Annotated in this window: 19 protein-coding genes; 9 read left to right on the forward strand and 10 right to left on the reverse strand. The window is 71.1% G+C overall.

Going from position 1 to position 20,289, the window contains the following annotated elements; genetic code table 11:
• Positions 1-130: 130 nt before the first annotated feature.
• On the reverse strand, positions 131-397 hold the full coding sequence (locus Rai3103_RS18480) for a threonine/serine exporter family protein (RefSeq protein WP_277873009.1): 267 nt from the start codon (positions 395-397) through the stop codon (positions 131-133).
• On the reverse strand, positions 379-1,482 hold the full coding sequence (locus Rai3103_RS07685; protein ID WP_277873010.1) for a threonine/serine exporter family protein: 1,104 nt from the start codon (positions 1,480-1,482) through the stop codon (positions 379-381). Before Rai3103_RS07685 ends, Rai3103_RS18480 begins: the two co-directional genes overlap by 19 nt.
• 202 nt (positions 1,483-1,684) lie before the next feature.
• Here Rai3103_RS07685 and Rai3103_RS07690 point away from each other — a divergent pair, with 202 nt between their 5' ends.
• Complete coding sequence (locus Rai3103_RS07690; RefSeq protein ID WP_153572095.1) at positions 1,685-2,494, forward strand: OST-HTH/LOTUS domain-containing protein; 810 nt, start codon at positions 1,685-1,687, stop codon at positions 2,492-2,494.
• 63 nt (positions 2,495-2,557) lie between these two features.
• Here Rai3103_RS07690 and cobF read toward each other — a convergent pair whose 3' ends face one another.
• The 4 genes from cobF to hemG form a co-directional block, all read right to left on the reverse strand.
• Positions 2,558-3,328 (reverse strand): precorrin-6A synthase (deacetylating), encoded by a 771-nt coding sequence (gene cobF / locus Rai3103_RS07695; protein ID WP_153572096.1) that lies wholly within the window; start codon positions 3,326-3,328, stop codon positions 2,558-2,560.
• Between the two features lie 40 nt (positions 3,329-3,368).
• Positions 3,369-4,004 carry an alpha/beta hydrolase gene (locus Rai3103_RS07700; protein ID WP_153572097.1) on the reverse strand — a complete coding sequence of 212 codons (636 nt, stop codon included), beginning with the start codon at positions 4,002-4,004 and terminating at the stop codon, positions 3,369-3,371.
• An 84-nt stretch (positions 4,005-4,088) separates the two neighbouring features.
• Positions 4,089-5,570, reverse strand: a complete 1,482-nt coding sequence (locus Rai3103_RS07705) for a cobyric acid synthase (protein WP_153572098.1) — start codon at positions 5,568-5,570, stop codon at positions 4,089-4,091.
• On the reverse strand, positions 5,570-7,087 hold the full coding sequence (hemG, locus tag Rai3103_RS07710) for a protoporphyrinogen oxidase (protein WP_153572099.1): 1,518 nt from the start codon (positions 7,085-7,087) through the stop codon (positions 5,570-5,572). Before hemG ends, Rai3103_RS07705 begins: the two co-directional genes overlap by 1 nt.
• A 294-nt stretch (positions 7,088-7,381) precedes the next feature.
• On the opposite strand from hemG, the gene Rai3103_RS07715 reads away from it, so the two are divergent.
• From Rai3103_RS07715 to Rai3103_RS07725, 3 genes are all read left to right on the forward strand, one after another.
• Positions 7,382-8,566, forward strand: coding sequence for a thiamine pyrophosphate-dependent dehydrogenase E1 component subunit alpha (locus Rai3103_RS07715; protein ID WP_153572100.1), 1,185 nt, complete (start codon positions 7,382-7,384; stop codon positions 8,564-8,566).
• A 71-nt stretch (positions 8,567-8,637) separates the two neighbouring features.
• A complete protein-coding gene (locus Rai3103_RS07720) occupies positions 8,638-9,597 on the forward strand; it encodes an alpha-ketoacid dehydrogenase subunit beta (protein ID WP_228489316.1) in 960 nt (319 codons plus the stop codon).
• Between the two features lie 19 nt (positions 9,598-9,616).
• Positions 9,617-11,026 carry a dihydrolipoamide acetyltransferase family protein gene (locus Rai3103_RS07725; protein ID WP_153572102.1) on the forward strand — a complete coding sequence of 470 codons (1,410 nt, stop codon included), beginning with the start codon at positions 9,617-9,619 and terminating at the stop codon, positions 11,024-11,026.
• 431 nt (positions 11,027-11,457) lie between these two features.
• On the opposite strand, the gene Rai3103_RS07730 is transcribed toward Rai3103_RS07725, so the two are convergent.
• The 4 genes from Rai3103_RS07730 to Rai3103_RS07745 form a co-directional block, all read right to left on the reverse strand.
• Positions 11,458-12,552, reverse strand: coding sequence for a DUF4282 domain-containing protein (locus tag Rai3103_RS07730; RefSeq protein ID WP_153572103.1), 1,095 nt, complete (start codon positions 12,550-12,552; stop codon positions 11,458-11,460).
• A 245-nt stretch (positions 12,553-12,797) separates the two neighbouring features.
• Positions 12,798-13,817, reverse strand: coding sequence for a hypothetical protein (locus tag Rai3103_RS07735; protein ID WP_153572104.1), 1,020 nt, complete (start codon positions 13,815-13,817; stop codon positions 12,798-12,800).
• Complete coding sequence (locus Rai3103_RS07740) at positions 13,814-14,317, reverse strand: hypothetical protein (RefSeq protein WP_153572105.1); 504 nt, start codon at positions 14,315-14,317, stop codon at positions 13,814-13,816. Before Rai3103_RS07740 ends, Rai3103_RS07735 begins: the two co-directional genes overlap by 4 nt.
• Positions 14,318-14,328: 11 nt before the next feature.
• On the reverse strand, positions 14,329-15,195 hold the full coding sequence (locus Rai3103_RS07745) for a glycosyltransferase family 2 protein (RefSeq protein ID WP_153572106.1): 867 nt from the start codon (positions 15,193-15,195) through the stop codon (positions 14,329-14,331).
• A 258-nt stretch (positions 15,196-15,453) separates the two neighbouring features.
• On the opposite strand from Rai3103_RS07745, the gene Rai3103_RS07750 reads away from it, so the two are divergent.
• From Rai3103_RS07750 to Rai3103_RS07770, 5 genes are all read left to right on the forward strand, one after another.
• Entirely contained in the window at positions 15,454-16,767 is a 1,314-nt protein-coding gene (locus tag Rai3103_RS07750; protein WP_194793326.1) for a hypothetical protein, read from the forward strand.
• Between the two features lie 132 nt (positions 16,768-16,899).
• Positions 16,900-17,952, forward strand: a complete 1,053-nt coding sequence (locus Rai3103_RS07755) for a glycosyltransferase family 2 protein (RefSeq protein WP_153572108.1) — start codon at positions 16,900-16,902, stop codon at positions 17,950-17,952.
• Between the two features lie 32 nt (positions 17,953-17,984).
• Positions 17,985-18,494 carry a GtrA family protein gene (locus Rai3103_RS07760; RefSeq protein ID WP_153572109.1) on the forward strand — a complete coding sequence of 170 codons (510 nt, stop codon included), beginning with the start codon at positions 17,985-17,987 and terminating at the stop codon, positions 18,492-18,494.
• A 91-nt stretch (positions 18,495-18,585) separates the two neighbouring features.
• Positions 18,586-19,155 carry a hypothetical protein gene (locus tag Rai3103_RS07765; protein WP_153572110.1) on the forward strand — a complete coding sequence of 190 codons (570 nt, stop codon included), beginning with the start codon at positions 18,586-18,588 and terminating at the stop codon, positions 19,153-19,155.
• A gap of 132 nt (positions 19,156-19,287) precedes the next feature.
• Positions 19,288-20,289, forward strand: coding sequence for a glycosyltransferase family 2 protein (locus Rai3103_RS07770; protein ID WP_153572111.1), 1,002 nt, complete (start codon positions 19,288-19,290; stop codon positions 20,287-20,289).

The raw sequence follows: 20,289 nt of genomic DNA on the forward strand, positions 1-20,289 counted from the left end.
GCGGGAACACTCCAACGTCCGCGGGAACGAGGGGGTTGGCGGTAACGAGGGGGTTGGCGGTAACGAGGGGGTTGGCGGTAACGAGGGGGTTGGCGGTAACGAGGGGGTTGGCGGGAACGAGGGGGTCGGGTCAGGCGCCGTGCCGGTGCCTCAGGATCCGGCCGACGAGACGCCAGGTCGACGGGGGATCGGCGCGGGTGAACGCCCATTCCGGGTCTGTCAGCATGCGCGCACCGGACAGCCCGGCCACCATCGCGATGACGACGAGGACGGTGGACACACCGTTCTGCATGGCCTGGAGGACGTCGGCCTGGTCGAAGTAGATCAGGGTCCGCAGCGCCGCGGAGCCGGGGATCGACACGAGCACCGTCGGGACCGTCATGATGATCTTCTCCATCGAGAACAGTCGACCCGCCCCGCGCAGAGCAGCCCCATCAGGAAGCAGCCGACGAAGGTCGCCACGTGCGGCCGCACCCCGGCCTGCAGCATCAGCAGCCGCGGGGTGTTGCCGATGATCGCGATCACCCCGGAGGCCAGCGCCATCCGCCACGGCGAGTTGAACATCGTCGCCCAGCCGAAGACCGCGAAGAAGCTTGCCGCCAGCAATGCCGTCCACACCGCTATCGGATCTCCGGCCAGGGGAGGGACGGCAGCAGGGGAGACGCCGCTGAGCGTGGCCACTCCCCACACCCCGATGGCCATCGCCAGCAGCACCATGAACGCGTACATCAACCGGGGGATGCCGGTCAACAGGTCGATCCGGGTCAGGTCGAGCCCCGCCGTGACCAGCGGGAAACCCGGGATCAAGAAGATCGCCGCACACACCAGCCCCGCCGCCATCCGGGGGCTGGTGCCGCCGAGGGCGAGGTTGAGCAGTTGGGTGAGGCCGACGTAGAGGCCGGTCGCCGTCGCCGCGGACATCAGCACGACCGCCAGGTGGTTCAGTTGCAGGCCGCTGAGCGTACGGTGCAGCCAGTACGCGAACGCCGACGCGGGTAGTACGGCGAGCACCTCCCGCCATCCGCCGTTGCTGAGGACGGTGACCGAGGCACAGGCCAGCGCGACGAGCAGCACCAGGCCCCAGGGCGAGTAGAGCCGGGGCGTCCGCTCGATCTCGTCGAGCATGGCGTTCACCTCGCTGACGCGCGCCCGCCGGGGCAGGTCGCGGACCAGCCGCTGCATCATGGCGATCCGGTGAGCGTTGACGCCGGGCGCGTTGATCTCAGCGACCTGGGTGCGGAAGATGCTGCGCCGCTGCACCGTCAGGACGATGTCGGTGTAGGTCACCTGCGCCCGGATCCGGCCGATGCCGACGCTGCGCGCGACGGCCTGCATCACCTCGCGCACCCGCAGGCCGGAGGTCCCGGCGACGAGCATCAGGATCCCGGCACGCAGCACCACGTCGGAGCGGCGGATCAGGTGCCGCGGCTCCAGGGCGTCCTCGTTCTCGTGCTCGTCGAAGGCCGGTTCGTCGTCATCCACGCGTCAACGGTAGGGCCAAGCGCTTGCCCATCGGCAAGCAGGCAGCTGGGACATCGGTCGATGGGAGTCACACCTTGTCAGGCCTCGAAACGGGCCCTCTCCCTCATAGGGTGGCGCTGTGTCCCCGTCTCCCACAGCAAGTCAGCTTGACGACCCGGTAGGCTCCCTTCGAGGGGACGTGTACCAGAAGCTCGGCCGATGCATGGTCCGCCTGCAGCAATACGAACTGCTGCTCAAGGACCTCGTTGCGCGTCAACACGTGGAAGGTCCCGCGGAGGCACTCCTGGACATTGCCGAGGGCCGCTCCCAGGCCGTCGCCCAGAAGACACTGGGACAGATCGTTGGTGTGTTCACCGACACGGTCTTCCATGACCCTGACGAAGATATTGCTCGTTTCAACGATCGGGTGGGGGAGGATGAGCCCGCATGGATCGGGATCGGTTTCAACCTGGGGCTGCCCGACGACCACGAGCAGGCGGTGCGCGATGAGTTGACTGCTCTGGTGGCACTGCGCAATGACCTCGTCCACGGCTTCGTGGCGCAGTATGACCTCTGGGCCGAGGACGGCTGCAACGCTGCCGCTGAGTATCTGGATGCCGCGTACGGCACGATCGACCGGCATTTCCGGGAGCTCCGTCAGTGGCACACCAGCATGATGGAGTCGGTGGGGTTGTTGCGGGCTCTTCTGGCTCAGCCGGAGATCAGGGAGCATTTCTGGCCTGACAGCCTCCCTGACGGTGCCGGCGTCGTCAGGGAAGCCTCGACCATCGCAGACCTTCTTCGCCAAGCCGAGGCAGAACTCGCCGAGGACGGGTGGACCCGGCTCGACCAGGCAATAGATCTCATCCGATCCCGGCAGTCCGACCACACGCCGCGCCGCTACGGCTGTTCCACTTGGCGTCAGGTGCTCCACGAACTGCGTCCCCTTTTCGCCGTGCGGCGGGAGGCGGGAGATGCTTCGACCCCCGGCCGGACCTGGTATCGCTCCCAGGGGTCGGTTCCCCAGGGGTGAGCCCCCTTCACCCCGAAGTCCAGTCAGCCTGGGCCCCCAGAGTTGCCTCAGTCCGGGCGGAACTCAGGGACGCAGCAGGTAGGTGTCCATCACCCAGCCGTGCTCCTCGCGCAGCCGGCCGCGCAGTTCCACCAGGTCGTCGATCACGTCGGCGAGCCGTCCGCTGCGCAGTACCTCGTGCGGGCCGCCGAGGTAGGCGCCCCAGTAGATCGTCAGGTCGGGGTAGCGCTCGACCAGTTCGCGGCAGGTGAGGTAACCGTCGAGCATGACGACGACATCGCCGAGGTCGGGCACGTACTCCTCGACCAGCCGCCGGCCGGTGGTGATGTGGATCGAGGTGCCGATCCGGTTCAGCGGAATGGCATGCCGGGCCGCCAGCAACTGCGGGGCACTGATCCCCGGGATCACCCGCACCTCGAAGGGGCCGCACTCCGCACGCAGCCGGTCGACGATGCGCAGCGTGGAGTCGTAGAAGGCCGGGTCGCCCCACACGAGGAACCCGATCTGCGCATCGGCGGGTAGGTCGTCGATGATTTCGGCGTACGCGCGGACCCGTGCTCCGTGCCAGTCTCTTACCCCTGCCCCGTACGCCGAGGTGTCGCGCTCAGCATCGGGACCGCGTTGCGGATCGGGCACCTCGACGAACCGGTAGGGGTGGGTGTCGCCGATGAAGTGCTCGCACAGTGCGCGCCGGGCCTCGACCAGGTCGTGCTTGACCTCGCCCTTGTCGGCGACGAGGAAGACGTCGACCGTACGGAGGGCCTCCGCGGCCTCGTACGTGACGAGACCCGGATCGCCGGTGCCGATGCCGATCACCCAGACTGTGCTGACCATGCGGGCCATCCTGCCACTCGCGCCGGCGCCGGCCGGCGGCTCAGTCCTCGGCGGTCACCTGCTCGAGGAAGGCCTGGATGTCGCGGGCCTCGTCCATGCTGATCCCGTGGCCCATGCCCGGGTAGGCGTGCGCCGCGAGCGCGGCACCGGATTCCTCGGCGAGCCAGCGGTGGCTGCGGCCCATCAGGTCGGCCGGGATGACCGGATCCGCGGGGTCGTTGCCCCAGAAGACCGGCATCCCGGACAGCAGGTCCTCGGTCGCCTCGAGCCCCGCGTCCCACGGCAGAGTGCCGGAGAGCAGGACCGCCCCGGCGAAGCGGTCGGCGGCGCTGAACAACAGTCCGCCGGCCATCGCGGTGCCGCCCGAGAAGCCGAGGAGTACGACGCGGCTGTGCTGTTCCTCGACGGTGCCGAGCCAGTCCAGCAGAGCTGCGGTGGTCTCCTTGATCGAGGATTCCAGGGGGCGGCCGATGCCGCGGTTCTCGAACCAGGTCCAGCCGCCGCCCACCGGGATCGGACCCCGCGGGGCGACCAGGGTCGCCGACGGCGGCAGCAGCTCGGCGAGGCCGAGCATCGACGACTCGTCACTGCCCCGACCGTGCAGCGCGACGACGAGGGTCGTGCCGGTGCGCTCCTCCTCCGGGCGGGACCAGGCGGCGGTGGTGATGCTGGACATGGCGACTCCTCGGGAAATACTGCAATGTTGAACCAATGGTTGTTCAACTATCTCTCGGGTGTCGGAGCCTGTCCAGAGGTCGTGTCAGCCGACGCGGCTCAGGGCCAGGTCCAGCAGGGCCGGCGTGTGCTCCTCGACAGCGTCCGCCAGGGTGTCGATCATCGCCTCGCGCCGGGCGTCGAAGCCGGGGGCGGCGGGGTCCGGGCGCCAGGCAGCGCCGGAGAGGGCGGCCACCTCGGTGAGGAAGGCCTCGCGGAACGCGTCGTCCTCCATGGTCCCGTGCCACATGGTGCCGAACACCGCCCCGGCGCGCGCCCCGTCGAGGAACCGCTCGGCGTCATCGTCGACGTCGGCCACGCCGTGGTGGATCTCGTAGCCCGTGACGGCGTGCCCCCGCCAGGTCCCAGTGGGGCGTCCGAGGGACTTCTCGGCGTGGAACAGCGTGTGCACCGGCAGCAGCCCCAGACCCTCGATGAGAGCCGTAGTGCCGGGAGCGCCGCTCGCCTCCACCCCGTCGGGGTCGGCGATGGTGCGCCCCAGTGCCTGGTAGCCCCCGCAGATCCCCAGGATCGGCCGGTCCGCGGCGGCGCGGTCCGCCAGCACGTCGGCGATGCCGGTGGCGCGCAGCCAGGACAGGTCGCCGAGGGTGGACCGGCTGCCCGGAACCAGGACCAGGTCGGCCGCGGCGAGCAGGTCCGGGCGCGTGGTCACCGTCAGGTCGACACCCGGTTCAGCCGCCAGGGCGTCGATGTCGGTGGCGTTGGAGACGCGCGGCAGCCGGACGACGGCGATCGACAGCCGCGGGCCCGCATCGCGTACGGTCGGGGCGGGCGTGCCCACCCGCAGGGTGTCCTCGCTGTCCAGCCAGACCCCGTCCAACCAGGGAACGACCCCGAGACACGGCAGACCGGTGCGCTGCGTCAGCGTCTCCAGGCCGGGGCGCAGCACCTCGACGTCGCCGCGGAACTTGTTCACCAGGTAGCCGGCCAGCAGCGTACGGTCGGCCTCCTCGAGCAGGCCCCAGGTGCCGAACACCGCCGCCAGCATGCCGCCCCGGTCGATGTCCCCGACTAGGGCGACCGGCAGTCCGAAGTGGCGGGCCAGGCCCATGTTGACGTAGTCGCCGGCGCGCAGGTTGATCTCGGCCGGTGATCCGGCGCCCTCGCAGACCACGAGGTCGTACGCCTCGTCCAGGGCCTCGTACGCCGCCCGGGAGGCCTCGATCAGCGGACCGCGGCCGTGGGCGTACTCGCCGGCCTCGAGGGTGCCGTACGGCAGCCCCCGCAGCACCACGTGGGAGCGGCGGTCACTCGAGGGCTTGAGCAGCACCGGATTCATGTCGACTGTCGGGGTGACGCGGGCGGCGCGGGCCTGCAGCCACTGGGCCCGGCCGATCTCGCCGGCGTGGCCGTCGGGGTCGGCGACGACCATCGAATTGTTCGACATGTTCTGCGCCTTGTACGGCGCAACCCGGATGCCCCGGCGGGCGACGGCACGGCACAACCCGGTGACCAGCAGCGACTTCCCCGCGTCCGACGAGGTCCCGGCGACGAGCAGCCCCGCCATCAGTGGCTGGGGGTGGCCAGCGAGGTGGCGATCGTGGCGGCCGCCGCCTGCCCGGAGCGGACCACCGACGCCATGCCCATCCCGTCCACGCCGCCGCCGGCAAGGGCCAACCCCGGCAGCTTGGCGGCGAGCTCCGCCCGTAGCGCGGCGACGCGGGTCGGATGGCCCACCTCGCACTGCGGCATCGAGGGCCAGCGGACGATCCGCGAGTCCAGCACGTCGGCGCGGACCCCGGTGGTGCGGTGCAGGTCGTCGAGCAGTGTCGCGGTCAACTCCTGGTCGTCGAGGTCGTCCACCACGTGGCGGCCGACCCGACCGGCGGAGATCCGTACGAGGAACGCGTTGTCGTCGCGACCGTCGGTGGTCCGCCGCAGGTGCGGCCACTTGGTGCTGAGGAAGGTCGCCGCCTTCATCGTCCACGGGGCATCGGACGGGAGCAGGATCCCGTTCGTGTCCCGCGTCGCCCGCAACGGGAAACGGTCCTTGGCGTGCCGGAAGACCTGGTCGGCCTTCAGTGCCACCAGCAGGTTGACCACCGAGGCGAAGCGCTGTTCCCGCAGCGCCTCCGCAGTCCCGGTCAGCGGGGAGAGCAGGGCGGCCGTCACGGGGCTCGGCGTGGCCAGCACGACGGCGTCCGTCTCGTAGCCGCCCTCCGAGGTGCGGACCTGCCAGCGACCCTGTGCCGGGACGATCTGGCGGACGTCGACCCCGTACGCGATCCTGCCGCCATGGCCCTCGATGTCGGAGGCCAGCGCCTCGACGAAGGTCTGCAGGCCGGCGGTCCAGGTGATGAACGTGGGGCCGCTGGTCGTCGGTCGCGGCGCCTGCCGGCGGATCAGTGAGGTGCGGCGCTCGGCGGCGCTGACCAGTTGCGGCGCGTTGCCGCGCAGCGACAGCCGGTAGACGTCACCGCTGTGCAGGCTGCCGAGCAGCGGGTCGACGAAGCGGCGGACGACCTCGTGGCCGAACCGTCCGGCCAGGAAGTCCCCGACGCTGATGTCCTGGTCGGGGGCCAGCGGCGGGAGGAGACGGGCCATGGCCGGCTCCAGGCCAGCGCGCGCCAACCCTGGCAGGGACAGCATGCCCGACCTGAGCACGGGACGGATCCGGGTCGGCCCGGCGGGCCCGAGCCCGGCGGGCATCTGCTGCGCACCCCGTGGGTGGCCGAGCAGGGTATGACCGTGATGGGAACCGACCGGCTGGGAGCCGAGCGGGCCGTCCCACAGGCCGAGCTCGCGGACGAGGGCGGAGAGGTGCGGTGGCGCGACGTAGATCGCCTCGGCCCCCACGTCGACGAGCCGGTCGGCGAAGTCGACCGTCCGGACCTGGCCGCCGACGCGGTCGGAGGATTCGATCACGGTGACCCGTGCGCCCGCCCGTGCGAGGTCCCGTGCGGCCACCAGTCCGGCGACCCCGCCACCGATGACGATGACGTGCCCCGACGTGCGGCGGCCGCCCCGGTGCGCGGAGGTCGCCGCGGACGGCTCGGACACGGGTTCGGACATGGAGGTCTCCATGTGTGCAGGCTACCGGTCGGTGGCGCGGGACGCCGGACAGGTCGCCATCGCGGAGCGCGGGTGTCGAGGCCGATGTGCCGGACGGCAAACCGGCGTGGGTGCCACGATGGAGGGTAGACGTGATCCGGATCACGGAACGCGGGTGCCGGTGATTGTGGGGATCCCCCAACCAGGGATCGTGACTTTCTGTGGCACCCCCTCCCTGATCCGCTACCTACGGTCCCGTAAGGTCAGCCTCAGGACAGGCTACGGAACCGTAGGTTACGCGGCCACAGAACGCTCGAAGGAGGCCTCATGGCAGTCCACACCCCTGCCCGACAAGGGCGGACGAATCCGCCCGGGGTATCGGGGCCGGCCGTCGCGGCCGCCACCGAGATCCGTACGGCCAGCTTGCTGGGCGCCGACGGCGTACGCCTCACCGACCCCGACCTGTCGTACGGCGGGACGGACGAGGACATCGCCGGGCTGCTCCGCGACCTGGTGCTGACCCGCCGGTTGGACACCGAGGGCACCGCCCTGCAGCGCCAGGGCCAGCTCGGCCTGTGGCCGCCGACGCTGGGCCAGGAGGCCGTCGGGGCCGGGGCGATGCGGGCGATGAAACCCGCCGACATGTGCTTCCCGTCCTACCGGGAACACGGGGCCGCCTTGGTCCGCGGCGTCGATCCGGTCGACATGATGTCGCTGTGGCGCGGTGTCGACATGGGCGGCTGGGACCCCATCGCGACCCGCTTCAACCGGTACTCGATCGTCATCGGTTCGCATCCGCTGCACGCCGTCGGCTGGGCGATGGCGCTGCAGGCGGAGGGGGCGACCGGCACCGGCGGCCCCGACGACGGTGCGGTGCTGGCCTTCTTCGGCGACGGCGCCAGCGCCCAGGGCGACGTGAACGAGTCGTTCGTCTGGGCGGCGAGCTACCAGGCGCCGGTCGTCTTCATCGTGACGAACAACCAGTGGGCCATCTCGGTGCCCACCAGCCGTCAGACCATCGTCCCGCTGGCCCGCCGCGGCGAGGGCTTCGGCATCCCGGGGATGCGGGTCGACGGCAACGACGTGCTGGCCGTGCAGGCGGCCACCGAGGCGGCTCTCGACCGGGCCCGCTCGGGCCAGGGTCCGCAGCTGATCGAGATGTTCACCTACCGGCTGGGCGCGCACACGACGTCGGACGACCCGACGAAGTACCGCTCGCATGCCGAGGAGGACCGCTGGCGGGCGAAGGATCCGATCGAACGGGTGCGCACCTATCTGCTCCGCGCAGGGGCCATCGATGACGCCTGGCTGCAGGCCCTGCAGACCGAGGCCGACGACTTCGCCGCCGACCTGAGGGCCCGCACCATCGCCCTCGATCCGCCGGACTACGCGGACTGGTTCGACCTGATGTACGCCGAGCAGACCGCCGAGTTGGCCGACCAGCAGCACGCCTACCGTACGTACGCCGCCTCGTTCGAGGACCACGCCGAGGACCAGGAGGGCCGTCGATGAGCGCCGCCCGCGCCACCCAGGACAAGCGCGTCCGCCGCGCCCCGGTGATCACCGAGCCGACCACCCTCACGATGGGCAAGGCGCTGACGGCCGGTCTGCGCGCGGCGATGGCCGCGGACGAGAAGGTGCTGGTCGCCGGTGAGGATGTCGGGGCGCTGGGGGGCGTCTTCCGGATCACCGAGGGCCTGCTCGACGAGTTCGGGACCGAACGGGTCCGCGACACCCCGTTGGGGGAGTCCGGCATCATCGGCACCGCGATCGGCATGGCGATGCGGGGCTGGCGGCCGGTGCTGGAGATCCAGTTTGACGGGTTCGTCTTTCCGGGCTTCAGCCAGATCACCACCCAGCTCGCGCACATCCACTCCCGCACCGGCGGGCGGGTGCCGATGCCGGTGGTCGTCCGGATCCCGTTCGAGGGCGGCATCGGCGCGATAGAGCACCACTCGGAGTCGATCGAGAGCTACTTCATCCACACTCCGGGCCTCAAGGTGGTCAGCCCCTCCAGCCCGCAGGACGCGTACTGGATGATCCAGCAGGCCGTCGCCGCGAACGATCCGGTGATCTTCCTCGAGCCCAAGCGGCTCTACCACCAGAAGGGCGAGGTCGACCCGACCGCGCCGCCGCGGGGGCTCTTCGAGTCGGCCGTGCTGCGGCCGGGCACCGACGTCACCCTGGTGTCGTACGGGGGGACGGTGCCGACCTGCCTGGAGGCCGCCAAGGCCGCCGGCGCGGAGGGCACCAGCCTCGAGGTGATCGACCTGCGCAGCCTCTCGCCGCTCGACCTCGCGCCGGTGGAGGCGTCGGTGCGCAAGACCGGCCGCCTGGTCGTGGTGCACGAGGCGCCGCAGACCCTGGGCCCCGGTGCGGAGGTCGCCGCCCGCATCCAGGAGCACTGCTTCTGGTCGTTGGAGGCGCCCGTGCTGCGGGTCACCGGCTACGACGTGCTGTACCCGCCGAGCAAGGTGGAGCGCCACCACATCCCGGACCTGGACCGCATCCTCGACGCCGTCGACCGATCCCTCGACTACTGACCGCGGAAGGACACACCCCATGAAGCGTTTCCCACTCCCGGATCCGGGTGAGGGTCTCACCGAGGCCGAAATCGTCACCTGGCTGGTCGCCGTCGGCGACGAGGTGAAGGTCAACGACCCGATCGTGGAGATCGAGACGAGCAAGTCGCTGGTCGAACTCCCCAGCCCCTGGGCCGGCCGGGTCGTCGAACTGCTCTCCCAGCCGGGTGAGGTCGTCGAGGTCGGCACCGAGATCATCGTGATCGATGACGGCGAGGCGGACTCGGACGAAGGGTCCGGGCCCAGCGCGGGCGCGGGTGCGGGCGCGGGTGCGGCCGAGCCGGCGGCACCCGAGACGTCCGCTGCGGAGGGGGCCACCCCGGAGGCGCTTGCTCCGGCCCCCGCCACCGATGCTGCCGGCGCCGAGGCCCCCGCAGCCGCGTCGTCCTATCTGGTCGGCTACGGGCCTGAGGCCGCCGCGACCGCTCGTCGCCCGCGCAAGCCGGGCGCCGCGATGGCCAAGCCCCCGGTCCGCAAGTACGCGCGGGACCGCGGCGTACGCCTCCGTGAGGTCCCCGGCACGGGCCCTGGTGGGACCGTCACGTACGCCGACGTGGACGCCTGGCTGGCCGGTGCCGGTCGGCCCGTCGACCAGGGCACCCGGACGGAGCCGCCGGTCCCGCCGGTCGCCGAGGTCAGCGGGTCGGAGCACGAGGAGTACCTCGCCGGGCCCCCCAAGCTGTCGTACGGGCGGGTGCCGGTGCGCGGGATCCGCAAGGCGACCGCCGCGGCCGTGACGAAGTCCCTGTTCACGGCACCGCACGTCACCGAGTGGCTGACCTGTGACGTGACGGCGACGATGGATCTGGTGGAGCGGCTGAAGGATGCCCGTGAGTTCCGCGACGTGCGGGTCTCGCCGATGCTGATGGTCGCCAAGGCCGCCTGCCTGGCGCTGCGGACCAACCCGGAGCTCAACGCCCGCTGGGACGAGGCCGCGCAGGAGATCGTCTACTACGGCGACGTCAACCTCGGGGTGGCCGCCGCGACCCCGCGCGGGCTGCTGGTGCCCAACATCAAGGGCGCCGACCAGATGGGCCTCCTCGAGCTGGCCCGGCACTTCGGCGAACTGACGCGAACGGCCCGGGACGGGCGGACGACCCCGGCGGAACTGCGCGGGGGGACGTTCACCATCACCAACGTCGGCGTGTTCGGCGTCGACGCCGGCACCCCGATCCTCAACAACGGCGAGTCCGGCATCCTCTGCCTCGGTGCGATCTCGCGGCGTCCTTGGGTGGTCGGCCATGGCTCGGAGGAACGGATCGAACCGCGCTGGGTGACCACCCTGGCGGTGTCCTTCGACCATCGACTCGTCGACGGGGAGGGCGGATCGAAGTTCCTCGCCGACGTCGCGCGGCTGCTGGCCGATCCGGCGCTGGCGCTGCTCTTCTGACGGCCGCCTGCGCCTGCCGTCCAAGGTCGCATGTCGCCCGGGTCCCCTGCCGAGGGGCCCGGGCGACCAGCGTTCAGGGGCGCCGTTGAGGTTTCGTACGGCTCTGGCCGCGCGGACGAGCGGGCGGGATCAGCAGTCGGCCCAGGTCCCGATCGGGAAGTATGTTCTCGAATTTCGATTTCACCCGGGGGATGACAACCTCACCTGTCCGCTGCGCACCCCCCGCCGGACGGATGTACGCAACGGCGCGGCTCAGCACCTCCCCGAGACGGCATCGAAGGCCGCCGACACCCCCGTGGTGTCACCCCGCGGGTGAAATGCGAATTGGATAGCAGACATCAGTTTCGGGACACCCGAACGGTGACCCGTGACGACGTGCGGGCCCGACCAGGCGCGAGACCGAGGTACGTCCCTCAGGCCGAGGTACCTCCTCAGGCCGAGGTGGTCGGCCTGTCGTTATCGGACCGGCCTGCGTCGGTTCGCCCTGCGTCCGCGTCGGCCGACTCGTCGTTCTCGGTGCCTTCCGCACGGTCGCGCGTCGTCCCGACCTGCTCGCGGATCGCCCGGGTGTCGTCGCCCAGCCGGACCATGGCGAGGGCGACCTCGATCCCGACCCGGACCGCGAGGATCCAGGCAGCCAGCACCACGGCGCCCCAGATCAGCGCGGACAGGCCCGCGGCGCCACCGATGGAGAAGCCGTCGATGATGGCCCCCAGCCAGTAGAGGACGCCGGCGACGACGAGGAGGACATACAGGGGCTTGGCCACCAAGGGCGCGGCGGGCTCGGCGAAGGTCAGGTCGCGCAGAGCCGCGATGATCCCCTCGCCCGGGGACCTCGGCGCGGCCGGCGGCACCGGGCGGAGGCCGGGCACGGGGGAGGAGGGGTGCCCGGAGGTGTCGGTGAGGGGGTCCGCGCCCACCGGCTGACCCGGTTGGCCGTACGACTGGGGGTACGACCGGCCGTAGGCGTCGCCCGATCCGGGCTGGCCGAAGGCGGCCCCACCGTACGGCTCTGCTTGGTAACCCTGTCCCTGGTAACCCTGTCCCTGGTACGGCTGCCCCTGGTGGGCCTCACCCTGACGCTCGCCCGGGTAGGACTGGCCCCGTTCCCACGGTGCGCCGTAGCCGCCGTGAGCCTGGGGTGCCGAGGAACCTGAATGCGGCGAGGGCTGGGGGTGCGGAGAAGGCTGCGCGTACGGGCCGGACTGCGCATACCGGGCGGGTGGGGCGTAGGGGTCTGCCGGGGCGTAGGGGTCTGCCGGGGCGTAGGGGCCGGCCGGGGCGTACGGCTGGTCGGATGACCCGGAGGTGTCCGGCGCGGACGCGTGCCCGGTGGGCCGGCTGGAGGGGATGCCCTCCCGGTTCTCTCCGCCGAGGCCGATGCCCTCGGCCCAGACATGCGTCGACTCCTCGGCCCCCGCGGTGTTGGCGTCCTGGGCGGAGGGCTGGGACCGGGAGGGGCGGTAGCGGCGGTCGCCGCTGCGCGGGTCGTACGGTCCGGGCTGGTTCGGGGCCTGGGTCATCATGCGGTCCTATCAAGAACGCCGCGGCCCCGGAACCGCCGGAGGCGGCCGGGACAGCGACGTGGCTGTCCTGTCGATGTCGCCGGCCCGGGATGCACGGTGTCGGTCCGGGCTCCGGTCCGGCTGCCCCCGACTCTAGGTGCATCTCTCCAGCCCCGACAGGGCGGTGCGGCAGGTGGTACGTCGCTGTGAATCAGCCGATCCCTGTGGGCGGGCTGGGGAGGATGCGCTGCCCCGTCAGTGCCCCGTCAGTGCCCCAGCAGTGTTCCCAACTGCTCCGCGTCCACGGTCATCGGCACGAACTGGGCCAGCAGCGAGCGCTGGTCAGGTCCGAGTTCGCGGTCCAGATGGGCGATCCGGGGGTGCCGGACCCGGACTGCGGTGGTGCCGTAGAGGGCGGCGAGGTTGAGCAGAGCCGTGCTGGTGGCGCCCAGGGCGACCCGGGCCGACACCACGTCCGGGTCCATCTCGGCCGGCCCGTTCCCGTACGCCACCGGGAGGTCCTGGTAGAGGTCGTCGGGGTCGGCGGGATGTGGCCGGATGACGAAGTCGAGGCCCGCCGCGGTCACCGCGGCGCCGACGGTCCGCAGGTGCGCCCGATAGTCAGCGGCCGGCCACAGCCCCATCGCCACCCACGGCTGGGCCAGGTAGACCGCACGATCCGCCCGCGGGTCGGGCGCCGGCACCCGCCGGCGGAACTCGTCGGCGACCAGCTCGTTCACCCGCCACGCCCCTGCCTCGCGCAGGTAGAGCGCCCAGCGCTCGTCGGTGAGCCGAGCGACGGCGGTTGACACGGCTGCGGCGCGGACGGTCGGCCAGACCCGGCCCCCACCCTGGCGCACCCAGGCGTCGCGACGTGTCCGCCAGGTGCCGTACGTCCCGAGGCCCTCGTCCACGACGACGACCCGTGGCCGGTGCTGCGGCTGGTGGGCCACCATCCGGGCCCACGGCTTGATGCCCGGCGCCCCGACGGCCAGGTAGACCCAGTCGACGCCACGTTCCGGGGCGAGGGCCCGGGGGTCGGGGTCGGTGACCACGGTGAGCCGGGGATCCTCGGGCAGGAAGGACGCGATGTCGGCGTCGGAGACCGTCGTCCGGCCGAGGAACCCCCCGGTGCCCAGGCTGCGGACGACGATCTCGCCGCGGCGGGTCGCGAGCAGGTGGCGCACGTACGAGGCGATGTGGACGAGATGGGTGCGGTTGCGCACCCCGGACAGGGTGACGGCGACGGGCCGGTCGGTCATCGGCGTCTCCTGGGGGTGGCTCACCCGGTCAGGCTACCGGGCGAGGGTGGGCCAGCCGTGCCCGTGCTCACCCGGATCGTGCGGCCGTCGGGTGCCGTGCGGTCCAGGGTGTGGACCCGCAGAGGGGTGCCGGCGGCGGGGTCGGCCGGCAGGCCGTGGAGGTCGATCCACAGCAGGATCGGGGTGTCGGTGAGCTTCGCGCAGACCTCGGCCCTCGTCCAGCGGGTCCAGAAGTCCTGGTCGCCGAACCGTCGCGTCAGGGCGGCCGGGAGCGGGCGGTCGGCGTACTCGGCATCGATCGCATACCGGTCGATGCCGGTGAGGTCGGCGGGCAACCACGACAGGACGGTGTCGTCGGGCAGGTGGGTCCGCGCCGGGGAGCCGTACGCCGGCCGGTGCCCACCCTGGGGCCCGCGCGGACGGTCCGGGTGCTCGATGGTGACGAGAATCTCAGCTGGGTCGGGAGGAAGGCCGCCCTTGGGTGAACCGTGCTCGGCGGGTGCCGGAACCGGACTGCTGGCCATCGCCGGTGCGATCAGATGATCGGCGGACGGCCCAGCGCGGTCATCCGGGCCACGGTCCGCCAGGAGATCGGGTGCCGGGGGCCCGGATCGGTCGTCCAGCCCTCGCGCAGGCCCTCGAACCAGATCCCCAGCGCCTCCCGGTCATGCACCCGCGCCACCGTGATCAGCACCCAGATGGCGACGTACTTCCAGTCGAGCGGGTGGGGGAGGTTGCGGCGGGCGACCCACACCCGGTTGCGGGCGTTCATCCGGTAGAACACCGCATGCCGGCTGGCCGGCAGGGCCGGGTGATGGACGACGATGCCGGGGGCGTAGGTGATCCGCCAGCCGGCGTCGAGCAGCCGCATCGCCAGGTCGATGCCCTCGTGCCCGTAGAAGAAGTGCCCCGGCCAGCCGCCGACCTGCTCGAAGGCGGTCCGTCGCTCCAGGTGCACGCCCTCCCAGAACACCACGGTGTCGCCGCCCCGTTCGGCGCTCCGGGCGTCCAGCCGGGGTACCCAGCGACGCGGTCCCGGCTTGCCGTCGGGATCGGTCGGCCGCGGCTGGACGATCGCGAGGTGCGGATCGGACTCCATCACCGCGACCATCCGGGCCAGCGTGTCGGGCTCCGGCAGCCACGCGTCGTCGTCGTAGAAGAGGATGTAGTCGCCGTGGGACAGCCGGGCGCCGACGTTGCGGCCCTCCGGAATGCCGAGGTTGTCCGGCTCGTGGTGGGTCCGGACCCCGTCGGGCAGCCCGGTCGGCTCCCACGCGTTGCCGACCACCAGCACGTCGAGATCCACCCCGGTCTGCGCCAGCAGCGTCTCGAGGGCCTTGGCGAGTTCGACGGGGCGGGTGCCCTGGGACAGCACGACGGCGGCGACGGTGGGGAGCGGCATGGGGACCTCCGGTGGGACGGCTCTGGGATGAGGCTATCGGAGCCGTACGACACCCGAGGGGCTCCGGGCCAGAGCCCCGAGGCGCCCCGGGCCGGCCGCACCCGAGCTGCAGTCCCTGCCTCGCGACCAACGAGCCCTGCGTTCGCCGCCGCGCCCGGTCGCCGGTTAGGGTTTCGGAGGCACGGCGGTGACGGCAGACGGACCGCGCCCGGACCTGGGACGGGGCCGCAACGACTCGAGCGGACAGGAAGTGACGACATGACCGGCGATCGGGCGTCCACTCGGCAGGGGCGGTGGTCGGTCCTCGGCGTGTTCCTCGGGCTCGCCGTCATCGGCGCCCTGACGATCGTGCCGAAGGTGATGGGCTGGAACGACGGCACCCGGATGGCCACCATCCAGGCCCTGGTGCAGCACCACACCCTGTCGATCGAGCCCACCAGCTTCGCCTCCGTGAACGACAAGGTGTTCATCGGCGGTCACTTCTACTCCGACAAGCTCGCGACGCCACAGTTGCTCGGGGCCGCGGTCTACTGGCCGATCTGGCATCTCGGGATCCGGCTCGCGCCGGACTGGAACCTCGCCTACTACCTGGTCACCCTCTTCACGGTGAAACTGTTCTGGCTGCTCGGTCTGGTCGCCTTCTACGGGTCGCTGGCCTTCACCCGGCTCGACCGGGTCCGTCGGCTGTGGCTGACGGTGGCGCTCGGCATCGGCACCCTGGTGCTGTCCTGGTCGGCGACGTTCAACAACCACTCGCTGGCCGCCTCCTGGGTGGCGATCGCCTTCTGGTTCCTGCTCCGGGCTCGGAACAAGGGGCGGGTGCTGCCCAACCTCTTCCTGAGCGGGCTGTTCTTCGGGCTGGCCGGCAGCTCGGACGTGCCGACGATGGCCTTTCCCGCGGCGTTCGGCCTCTACGTCCTGCTCGACCGGCGGCTGCGTCGCGGCACCTGGGCGTACGTCGTCGCCCTGCTCATCGCCGTCGCGCCCGCCCTGGCGGTCAACTACGCGATCTCCGGCAGCCTCGTCCCGGTGCAGATCGTCCCGCGCTACTTCGACTTCCCTGGATCGCCCTGGAACGCCGAGCACCTCACCGGCACCGGGGTGAACAGTGGGTCCTTCCTCGGCCGCTACACCACGGGCATGCTGGTCGGGATGCGAGGGTTCCTCGTCTACAACCCGCTGAGCCTGCTGGCGCTGCCGCTGATGGTCCGCGAGTTCGTCCGCCGCCGCCGGTTCGCCTCCGAGGCGCTGGTGATCTTCCTGATGTCGGTGGTCATCGTCGGCTACTACTGCCTCGCGTCGAACAACTACGGCGGCGACGCGTACAGCATCCGCTGGTTCGTGACGATGCTGCCGTTGTGGATGTTCTTCCTCTACCCGCTGCTGGAGGGCAAGGGCGCCTGGCGCTGGGTCGTCCTCGGCGCGTTCCTCGCCGTCTCGGTGCCGATCGCCGTGATCGGGGCGTGGAACCCGTGGAGCCGCGCCGACGTCAACCCGGTGCCGCTGCTGTCGAACCTCAAGATGGCCCCGGACCTGGCGCGATCCCTCTGGGCGGCGATCACGCACTCCTGAGTGCCCGCGCTGGGCCTCTCCCGTTCCTGTGCAGAGCAACAGGAACCACTCACCCACGGCACGTAGCCGTCACAAGAACCGGGCCGAGTCTGGACACATGTCCGCAGACGAGGCAGGGAAAAGGTGACGCAGATGGACCAGAGCGCAGTCGACCAGCAGCGCAGGGCCCCGGACGCCCTGGTCTCGTACGTGTTCCCGATCTACAACGAAGAGGGCAACATCGGCGTCCTCTACCGGGAGATGCAGCAGGTCGTCCGTGACCTGGGGCACCGGGTCGAGTTCGTCTTCGTCAACGACGGCAGCACTGACGCCTCCCTCGACATCCTGCTGGCCATCGCCGCGCACGACGCCCGAGTCCGGGTGATCGACTTCGCCCGCAACTACGGCCACCAGATCGCGGTCACCGCGGGCATCGACGCCGCGGTCGGCGACGCCGTGGTCATCATGGACGCCGACCTGCAGGACCCGCCCGAGGTCAGCGCCGAGCTGGTCCGGGAGTGGGAGAACGGCTGGGACGTCGTCTACGCCCAGCGCCGCAGCCGGCGCGACACCGCGTTCAAGCGGATCACCGCCGCGCTGTACTACCGCCTCCTCGCCGGGCTGTCGGAGATCGACATCCCTCGCGACACCGGAGACTTCCGGCTGATCGACGCGAAGGTGGCGGGCCAGTTGCGCCGCTACGGCGAGCACGACAGGTTCCTGCGCGGCATGGTCGCCGAGATCGGCTACCGCCAGAAGGCGGTCCTCTTCGACCGGCACGAGCGCCACGCCGGGACCACCGGCTACCCGCTGCGGACGATGATCCGGTTCGCCGCGGACGGCATCATGGGCTTCTCCAGCAAGCCTCTGCAGCTCATCTCCCGGATCGGCACCTCGATGGCGATCCTCGCCCTGGTCGGCATCGTCTACGCCCTCGTCCGCCGGATCGTCTACCCCGATGCCGTAGTCTCCGGGTGGACGTTCACCATCATCGCGGTGCTCTTCGTCGGCGGCGTCCAGACCCTGATGACCGGCATCATCGGGTCGTACGTCGGCCGGATCTACACCGAGGCCAAGGGCCGGCCGCTGTACGGCGTGCGGGCCCAGTACGGCGTGCCGACCCGCGCGATCGCCCCGACCGGGTTCGAGGTCACCCCGCCGGGCTTCGACGCGGCGCCGATCCGCTCCGAGACCGCCGATCGATGAGCGTGCGGGGCAGCCGTCCGGGGGCGTGGGCGATGAGCATCCGGGGCCCCATCGCCCGCATCCGACCGCTGCTGACGTTCTGCCTGGTCGGGCTGGTGAACACCGTGGTGTCGTACGCCGTCTACCTGGGACTGCGACTCGTGGTGCCCTACCTCGCCGCGTACGTGCTCGGCTGGCTGGTCGGGGTCGGCGTCTCGTTCCTGCTGAACTGCCGGTTCACCTACCGGGTGGCGCCGACCTGGCGTGGCCTGGTGCTCTTCCCGCTCTCGAGCCTGCCCAACATCGTGCTGTCATCGGCCGGCGTGGTGCTGATGGTCGAGGTGCTCGGCTGGGACCAGCGGGTCGCGCCCCTGGTCGCCACCGTGCTCGCCGTCCCGGTCGGCTACCTGATCGCCCGCACGATCCTGGTCCGCCCGGTGCGCCCGGCCGGGCAGGAGCCGACGCTGGGGGAGCGGGCCGGGCACGAGCCGGCCGCGGGGCCGAACGTGGGCGACACATCCGACGCACGGCGACCCATTGCGTACAAGGTTTGTCCAAGGTAGGCTCCCCTTATCTCGCCGACGGGGGCGCCCCCTTGGCGGCCACCTGCCATCCCTTCACCAGGGGATCGCACCAAGAAGGGAGTACCACCCCATGCGCACGTCCATGTTCCGGTTGGCGCTGGTCGCCGCCGCCTCCGCACTCGCCCTGACCGCCACCGTCGGCCAGGCTCAGGCCTCGAACATCGCCCCCCACGGGGCTGCTCGCGGTGTCACCCGCGTCACGCTCGACACCGGCACGGTGGGGGCCGTCGTGGGGCTGGGTCTCACCCCGGCTGCGGTCGCCCCCGGCGTGCTGGGCGGCAGCCCCCTGCAGGCCGCGTTCCCGATTGTGGGAAACATGAAGGGCGGCATCGTCAAGCACACGGGCGGCCTGAGCCTGACCAAGGGTGGGACGGTGCTGACCCTGACGAACTACTCCATCAACGAGAACACCGGACGGCTGACGGCTGAAGCCGCCGTCAACGGCACTGAGGTGGGCCGCATCCCCCTGTTTCACCTCGACAACGTCCACACCAACGTGGCCGGCTGCGCAGTAACAGCCGACCTGGACCTCAGCCCCGAGGCCTCGGCCGCTGTCCACGACGTCTTCGGTCTCGACATCGCGCCCCAGGCGCTGGCCGGAGCCCACTTCGGTAACGCCTGCGTCGCGCCCCGCACCTAGCCAGGTCACGCTCGTCGAGGGCGGGTCGTGGACAGGCGTCCGACCCGCCCTCGACTGCGCTCCGCAGGGGCTAGGCGCCAAGCCGAATTGGCAGCGGACGCCCGGCGGTGGCAGCCACGTTATAGTGCCGCCATGGTTTATCCTCCGGCCACACCTGCGCGGCGGTGCCGCTCGCTGAGCGTGGTCGTCCCCTGCTACAACGAGGAGGCCAATCTCGAGGAGCTGCATCGCCGGCTGTCGGCGACGCTCCCCGAGGTGGCCGACAGCTGGCAGATCGTGTTGGTCAACGACGGCAGCGCCGACCGCACCGAGGAGATCGCCCTGGGGCTGGCCAGGCGGGACCCGTTCGTGCAGTTCCTGTCCCTCTCCCGGAATTTCGGCAAGGAGGCGGCGATGCTCGCCGGCCTCGAACATGCCCGCGGGGACGCCGTCGTCATCATGGACGGCGATCTGCAGCACCCTGTCGAGATGATCCCGGCCCTGGTGAGTCGTCATCTCGACGGCTTCGACCAGGTGATCGCCCGCCGCGACCGCAAGGACGACCCCAAGCTGCGTACGGCGCTGTCGCGGGCGTTCTACCGGGTCTTCAACACCTTGATCGACGTCCCGCTCAACGACGGGTCGGGCGACTTCCGCTTGCTCAGCCGCCGGGCCGTCGACGCGCTGATCGCCATGCGAGAGACGAACCGCTTCTCCAAGGGCCTGTTCAGCTGGATCGGGTTCCCGAGCGCGATGATCGAGTACGAGAACGTGCAGCGCGACGCCGGCCAGAGCAGTTGGACGATGCACAAGCTGTTCGAGTACGCGCTCGACGGCATCCTGTCGTTCAACACCAAGCCGCTGCGGGTGGCGATCTGGATCGGGCTGTGGATGGTCGGCCTGATGCTGGCGTACGTGGTCTGGCTGATCATCGGCGTGGCCGTGTTCGGCGTGCAGGCCCCGGGCTACGTGACGACGATCGCCGCGCTGGTGGCCCTCAGTGGCATGCAGTTGATCGTCCTGGGGGTGATCGGGGAGTACGTCGGCCGGATCTACTCCGAGGTCAAGCGCCGCCCCGCCTACCTGCTGCGGATCGACTCGGCCCAGGACCTGCCGCCCGCCTCCGGCGTCCCCGGTCCGGCCGGGCAGGGCTGA

This window comes from Raineyella fluvialis (genome assembly GCF_009646095.1).
Classification (GTDB): Bacteria; Actinomycetota; Actinomycetes; order Propionibacteriales; family Propionibacteriaceae; genus Raineyella; species Raineyella fluvialis.